8 protein-coding genes, 1 tRNA gene and 1 pseudogene are annotated in these 6,263 nt (G+C 61.1%); 4 read left to right on the top strand and 6 right to left on the bottom strand.

Annotation, left to right across the window (positions count from 1 at the left end; genetic code table 11):
• On the top strand, window positions 1-528 hold a 528-nt coding region (locus VOI29_RS21735; RefSeq protein ID WP_323783619.1), incomplete at its 5' end, for a corrinoid protein.
• 1 nt (window position 529) lies between these two features.
• The gene (locus VOI29_RS21730; RefSeq protein WP_323783617.1) at window positions 530-1,240 is read left to right on the top strand and encodes a DUF1638 domain-containing protein; all 711 of its coding nucleotides are present in this window, start codon (window positions 530-532) and stop codon (window positions 1,238-1,240) included.
• Between the two features lie 63 nt (window positions 1,241-1,303).
• Here VOI29_RS21730 and VOI29_RS21725 read toward each other — a convergent pair whose 3' ends face one another.
• Window positions 1,304-1,714 carry a SufE family protein gene (locus VOI29_RS21725; RefSeq protein WP_024090359.1) on the bottom strand — a complete coding sequence of 137 codons (411 nt, stop codon included), beginning with the start codon at window positions 1,712-1,714 and terminating at the stop codon, window positions 1,304-1,306.
• A gap of 134 nt (window positions 1,715-1,848) precedes the next feature.
• Here VOI29_RS21725 and VOI29_RS21720 point away from each other — a divergent pair, with 134 nt between their 5' ends.
• Window positions 1,849-2,361, top strand: coding sequence for a hypothetical protein (locus VOI29_RS21720; protein ID WP_323783615.1), 513 nt, complete (start codon window positions 1,849-1,851; stop codon window positions 2,359-2,361).
• Window positions 2,362-2,446: 85 nt separating this feature from the next.
• Here VOI29_RS21720 and rnd read toward each other — a convergent pair whose 3' ends face one another.
• The 4 genes from rnd to VOI29_RS21700 form a co-directional block, all read right to left on the bottom strand.
• A complete protein-coding gene (rnd, locus tag VOI29_RS21715) occupies window positions 2,447-3,604 on the bottom strand; it encodes a ribonuclease D (RefSeq protein ID WP_323783613.1) in 1,158 nt (385 codons plus the stop codon).
• Window positions 3,605-3,679: 75 nt separating this feature from the next.
• Window positions 3,680-4,276, bottom strand: a complete 597-nt coding sequence (gene purN, locus VOI29_RS21710) for a phosphoribosylglycinamide formyltransferase (RefSeq protein ID WP_323783611.1) — start codon at window positions 4,274-4,276, stop codon at window positions 3,680-3,682.
• Window positions 4,273-5,319 carry a phosphoribosylformylglycinamidine cyclo-ligase gene (gene purM / locus VOI29_RS21705; protein WP_323783609.1) on the bottom strand — a complete coding sequence of 349 codons (1,047 nt, stop codon included), beginning with the start codon at window positions 5,317-5,319 and terminating at the stop codon, window positions 4,273-4,275. The genes purN and purM overlap by 4 nt, the downstream gene beginning before the upstream one ends.
• A gap of 123 nt (window positions 5,320-5,442) precedes the next feature.
• Entirely contained in the window at window positions 5,443-5,598 is a 156-nt protein-coding gene (locus VOI29_RS21700) for a hypothetical protein (protein ID WP_323783607.1), read from the bottom strand.
• 8 nt (window positions 5,599-5,606) lie between these two features.
• On the opposite strand from VOI29_RS21700, the gene VOI29_RS21695 reads away from it, so the two are divergent.
• Window positions 5,607-5,682: transfer RNA gene (locus VOI29_RS21695), tRNA-Ile, on the top strand.
• 380 nt (window positions 5,683-6,062) lie between these two features.
• Here VOI29_RS21695 and VOI29_RS21690 read toward each other — a convergent pair.
• A pseudogene (locus VOI29_RS21690) lies at window positions 6,063-6,263 on the bottom strand (hypothetical protein); the annotation flags it as partial.

The raw sequence follows: 6,263 nt of genomic DNA, 5'->3' as shown, positions 1-6,263 counted from the left end.
GGCATGACCATCGTTGGCGCCGACTTCCGCGACGGCATCCTGTTTGTCCCCGAGGTTCTGCTGGCCGCCAACGCAATGAAGGGCGGCATGGCCATTCTTAAACCGCTGCTGGCTGCAACCGGCGCCCCTCAGATCGGATCGATGGTTATCGGCACCGTCAAGGGCGACATCCATGACATCGGTAAAAACCTGGTTTCGATGATGATGGAAGGCGCCGGCTTTGAAGTGGTCGATCTGGGGATCAACAACCCGGTCGAGAACTACCTGGAAGCCCTGGGAGAGCACAAGCCGGACATCCTCGGCATGTCGGCCCTTCTGACCACGACCATGCCTTACATGAAGGTGGTGATCGACACCATGGTCGAGCAAGGCCTGCGAGATGACTACATCGTGCTGGTTGGCGGCGCGCCGCTGAACGAAGAGTTCGGCAAAGCAATCGGCGCCGACGGCTATTGCCGCGATGCCGCCGTGGCCGTTGAAATGGCCAAGGATATGGTGGCGCGCAAGCACAACTCGATGAGCGCCTGATTTGGCACGCAAAGGACGCGCAGCCCGCTTGACCGAGCGGGCTGCCTTCCGCCCTCCGACCGGGCGGACGCTTGAGGAAAGCTCCCTCACCGAACAGGGGCTCGCCGCCCCTGAGAAAAAGACCGGCCGTATCCTGCTGATCGCCTGCGGCGCGCTTGCGCGTGAAATCCTTGATATCAAGGCGAAAAACGGGCTGGATCACATCGACCTCACCTGCCTGCCCGCAAAACTGCACCTCTACCCGGATCAGATTATAGATGCCGTCGACGGCGCCGTGGCTAAATACTCAACCACATATGACAAGATTTATGTAATCTATGCAGACTGCGGAACAGGCGGCGCGCTGGAGCGCAAATGCGCGGAACTCGGCGTGGAAATGGTCGCAGGCCCGCATTGCTATTCCTTTTTTGAGGGCAACGACGCCTTTGCGGCCCGTACCGATGCGGGTGAAATCACCGCCTTTTACCTGACCGACTTCCTGGTCAAGCAATTCGATGCCTTTGTCTGGCGCCCGATGGGGCTCGACAAACACCCGGAACTGCGGGACATGGTGTTCGGCAATTACACCAAACTGATATACCAGTCGCAGATCAGCGACCCCAAGCTGTTGGAAAAAGCCCGCGACTGCGCAGACCGCATGGGGCTGGAGTTTGAGCACCGCCACACCGGCTACGGCGATCTGGAAACCGCGATTTCCAACTGGGCCAAGTAGGCCCTTCATCTTTCAAGAAATACTCCGGGGAGCGCGAGGGGCCGCCCCCTCGCCCGGCCGGCCTCAGGCCTGCGCCATCGCGGTTTCGCGGATCCGCTCGATCATCGACCGCAACCCGTTCGAGCGTTGCGAAGACAGATGTTCGTTCAGCCCAAGCCGTCCCAGTTCCGCCCTGGCATCCACGGCAACTACATCCTTGAGGCCCAAACCATTGTACAAGCAGCGCAGCACGGCAATCAGTCCCCGCACAATCATCGCATCGCTGTCACCGTCAAACCGGAATTCCCCGTCTTCAACCGTGGCATGCAGCCAGACCTGGCTGGCGCAGCCGTCGACCTTGGTTGCAGGCACTTTCAGCGCGTCATCCAGCGGCCGCATCGCCTTGCCCAGATCGATGACATGGCGGTAACGGTCTTCCCAGTCCTCCATGAACTCGAAGTCTTCCACGATCTCTTCAAAGGCGGCAGTGGCCATCGTCCGTTATCCTCAAAATCCGTTTCCGGGGGCAGTTCAGCACCTAAGCCCCTGCCCGCCCCATTTCAACCGCTTTTCAAGCTTCCGCCAATGGGGTAATCCCTTGCAAAGACATTTTGAATGGGCGGGGACAGATGCACAAACCATTGGCTCTTACATTGGCCTGCGCGCTGATGCTGGCAGGCTGCGGCGGCTGGAAACAGTCGCGGATCAACCCGTCCAACTGGTTTGGCAGCTCCGCGCCCGCCGAAGCGCCAGCACCGGGAAACAGCAACCCGCTGCTGCCGCAAGAAAGCAACGCCCGTGGCCTCTTTGCCCGCCCCGAGCCCAAGGACACCTCCGTCCTGGTCAGTCACGTGACCGGTATGCGGATAGAACGCACCGCATCCGGCGCCATCATCTATGCAACTGCCGTTGCTGCCCGTCAGGGCGCCTATGATGTTGTTCTGCGGCCGGTCGAAGACAATGATGAAGGCGTCCTGAGCTTCGATTTCCGGATTGTCTATCCAGAGGATGGCACGCCAACCGGCAGCGAGTCCAGCCGCACTATCCATGCCGCCCGCACAGTTACGAATCAGGATCTGGCCGGCATCCGCACCGTGCGTGTGAATGGCGCGGAAAATGCCCGCGAAAGCCGCCGCCGCTAACCCCATGACCGCTTAAAAAGGAAAACGCCCGCAATCGTTGCGGGCGTTTTTCTATGTGCCGGCTGTTGGCAGCGGCCGAGGCGTCTTACAGCTCCACCACCTGAACCGCCTGGCCTTTGGCTGCGAGGCCGATCTTGCCCTCGCAAAGCCGCAGGGCATCGGCGCCAAACACTTCGCGGCGCCAGCCGCTGAGGGCCGGGACATCGCGCAGGCCCGCCGCAATCGCGTCCAGGTCCGCGCTGGGGGCGATCAGCTTGGCCGCCACCCCCTCTGCTTCGGTCTTGGCCTTCAGCAGCACCCGCAACAGATCCGCCAGCGCCGGATTCACTTGCTGCTTTTCCTTGCTGCGGTCCATCCGGGGCTGGTCTTCGGGCGGGCAGTCTGCCCCCTTGGCCACGGCCGCCAGGATACCTTCGGCAATTGCGCCCTTGCGCGCCTCGCGCAGCAGCAGGCGGGAGCCGCCCAGATCGCCAGGGTTGCGCGGCTTGGTCGAAGCAAGCTCGACCAGCGCATCATCCTTGAACACCCGGTTGCGCGGCACATTGTTGGTTTGCGCATAGGTTTCGCGGAAGGCGGCCAATTCACGCACCACGGCCAGAAACTTACCCGAAGAGGTCCGGGTTTTGACCCGTTTCCACGCATCTTCGGGCTGAATGTCATAGGTCGCCGGATCGGTCAAAACCTGCAACTCCTCGGCCACCCAATGCGACCGGCCGCTCTTTTCCAGTTCAGCGGCCAAGAACTCGTAAATATTGCGCAGATGGGTCACATCGGCCAGCGCATAGGTCTTTTGCGCCTCGCTTAACGGGCGGCGCGACCAGTCGGTAAAACGCGACGTCTTATCGACACCCTGTTTGACGATCTTGCGCACCAGGGTTTCATAGCCTGCCTGATCGCCAAAGCCACAGACCATCGCCGCCACCTGGGTGTCGAACAGCGGCTTGGGGAAGACGCCTGCGTCAACCCAGAAGATTTCCAGATCCTGGCGGGCAGCGTGGAACACTTTGACCACGTTCTCATCGCGAAACAGCGTATAAAGGGGCTCCAGCGAGATGCCGTCGGCCAGCGGGTCAACCAGAACCGCATCGTTCTCACCATCCCCCGCAAAGGCCAGCTGGATCAGGCAAAGCTTGGAATAATAGGTCCGTTCCCGCAAAAACTCGGTATCCACCGTGACATAAGGATACTGTGCGGCGGTTTCGCAAAAGGCCTGCAGGTCTTCGGTGGTGGTCAGAGTTTTCATAAATTCCGGCTTTTCAATCTCATGTGGGCCGGGACGTGATACGCGCTTGTCCCAGGCAATGCAATCAGCCGGACCTCAGCCCAGCTGAACCAGCGTTTTGTCACCCGCCGCGAAGCGGCGCAGCACTGCCGGGTAAAGAAGATGCTCCTGCACCAGCACCCGGGCCGCCAGCGTATCCGGCGTGTCGTTTTCCAGCACCCGCACCCGTGCCTGACCCAGAATGGGGCCGTCATCCAAGCGCGGTGTCACCTCATGCACGGTGCAGCCGTGTTCGCCGTCACCGGCCTCCAGCGCGCGGGCGTGAGTATGAAGCCCCTTGTACTTCGGCAGCAGCGAGGGATGGATGTTCAGCATCCGGCCCTCGAACAGCGACACGAAACCCGCAGTCAGCACCCGCATGAAACCAGCGAGGCAGACAATGTCGGCATCGGCCTCGATAACCGGTTTCGCCAGCTCTGCTTCAAACGCTTCACGGTCGCCAGCAAAGGGACGGTGGTCCACCACAGTAGTGGCAACGCCAGCAGCGGCTGCCTTGGCCAGCCCGCCGGCACCGGCATTGTTGGACAAGACCAGACATGGCCGTGCCGGGTGGTCGCCGGTCATGCTCTCCAGAAGCGACACCATATTAGAGCCGCCGCCGGAAATCAGGATTGCGACCTTTTTCCGGCTCACAGCAGCTTGCCGGAATAACGCATGCCGGCACCTGCGGTAACTGCGCCCAGACGCGCAACGGTCTCACCCTCTGCTTCCAGCAACCCGGCCAGCGCATCTGCGCGGTCAGCAGAGACCGACAGGATCATGCCGATCCCGCAGTTGAATGTTTTGAGCATCTCGGCTTCAGCTATGCTGCCGGTATCTGCCATCCATTTGAATACCGGCGGCAGGTCCCAGGAATTCAGGTCGATATCGGCGCCCAGGTCCCCGGGCAGCACCCGCGGCAGGTTCTCGGTCAGTCCGCCGCCGGTGATATGGGCCAGCGCATGAACGCCGCCTGCCCGTACCGCGGCAAGGCACTGTTTGACATAGAGACGGGTCGGGGTCAGCAATGCTTCGCCCAGCGATCCATCGCCGAAAGGGCAATCGGCATCCCAGCCAAGCCCCGAGACCTCCACCAGCTTGCGTACCAGAGAATAGCCGTTTGAATGCACGCCGTCAGACGCCAGCCCCAACAGCACATCGCCCTCCTGCACGCCTTCCGGCAGTGCCGTGCCGCGCTCCATCGCGCCAACGGCAAAGCCTGCAAGGTCGAAATCGCCTTCCGGGTACATGCCCGGCATCTCAGCCGTCTCACCGCCGATCAACGCGCAGCCGGAGCGGACGCAGCCCTCGGCGATGCCCTCTATGATGCGGGCGGCGGTTTCGGACTCCAGCTTGCCGGTGGCGAAATAGTCAAGGAAAAACAGAGGCTCAGCGCCTTGGCAGACCAGGTCGTTGACGCACATTGCAACCAGGTCGATGCCAACACCGTCCACCACGCCGGTGTCGATGGCTATCCGCAGCTTGGTGCCGACACCATCGGTGGCGCCTACCAGGATCGGGTCGTTGTAGCCGGCAGCTTTCAGGTCGAACAGCGCACCAAACCCGCCCAGCCCGCTCACCACGCCGGAGCGGTTGGTGCGCTTGGCAGCCGGCTTAATCCGGTCAACCAAGGCGTTGCCCGCATCAATGTCCACACCTGCGTCTGCATAGGTCAAGCCGTTCTTGCCGCTGGTCATCACTTGGCTCCTTCAAATCGGTTGCGCAGCCTTTAGCGCAAGGCGCCTCGGAAGGAAACAAAGGAATCCGCCGCGCCATCACAGACTGCACGCCGGGGGGATTTCACAGCTTCTGAACCGGCCTCAATGGCCCAACTGCCAAGGGGCCGCCTGATGGGCATAGCCGACCGCCTGGCGCAGCACCCGGCGCAGCGCGTCTGGGTCGGCCCGCACGGCAATTTCACCGGTGCGGCCTGCAATCACCGCTTGACCTTGCCCGCGCCATTTCCTAACCACCAAACCATGGCGGGCCTGTAGCTCAACGGTTAGAGCAGAGCGCTCATAACGCTTTGGTTGGGGGTTCGAATCCCTCCAGGCCTACCATAAAGTCAAAGACTTAAGGCTCAGCTGCGGTTTTCTCGCGGGTTCATTGAACCTGAGGCTTCAGAGATCTCACCTATTTCGCGGCTTCGGTCATTGGTTGCTCCACCTGTCCAGTCGCCTCATTTGACTTCTAATACGCACTGGCAAGCGGAGCGTGAATCTGCTGCATCCGCACCGGCGCGGTGGGTCGTCTGCCGCTTAGTCCGGATATCATACACTCGATGCAGGCGCCCAGATCGAACGTTTCCCTCGTCAGAAAAAGCATCCCAAACAACACTGTCGAAGTCGTGGATCTTCGGGCCAGTCTCTCCCAAGAGGCGGCCGAGCCACCTCTGATCAAATTCTGGCGCATCTGAAACCAATGTCTGGCCCGCGACTGTCTACAGCAACCACGCGGTAACTTCATCAGCATTCTCGGCGTTGTCGAGATCAGAGCGCGGGATGCTGTGAACGGCTTCGCTATTTGGGTCCCAGTCGTCCTCGAACCATTCGATCCGCGGACGAATGAGGCAGCTCTCCGCGACGGCTCTTTTTCCGTCAAGCCATGCGAGACCAACCTCGATCGGCCACGAATCTGCACT

Origin of the sequence: Leisingera sp. (assembly GCF_034669605.1) — a bacterium.
In the GTDB taxonomy this organism is placed as follows: domain Bacteria; phylum Pseudomonadota; class Alphaproteobacteria; order Rhodobacterales; family Rhodobacteraceae; genus Leisingera.
This window is presented reverse-complemented; position numbering and strand designations above follow the sequence as displayed.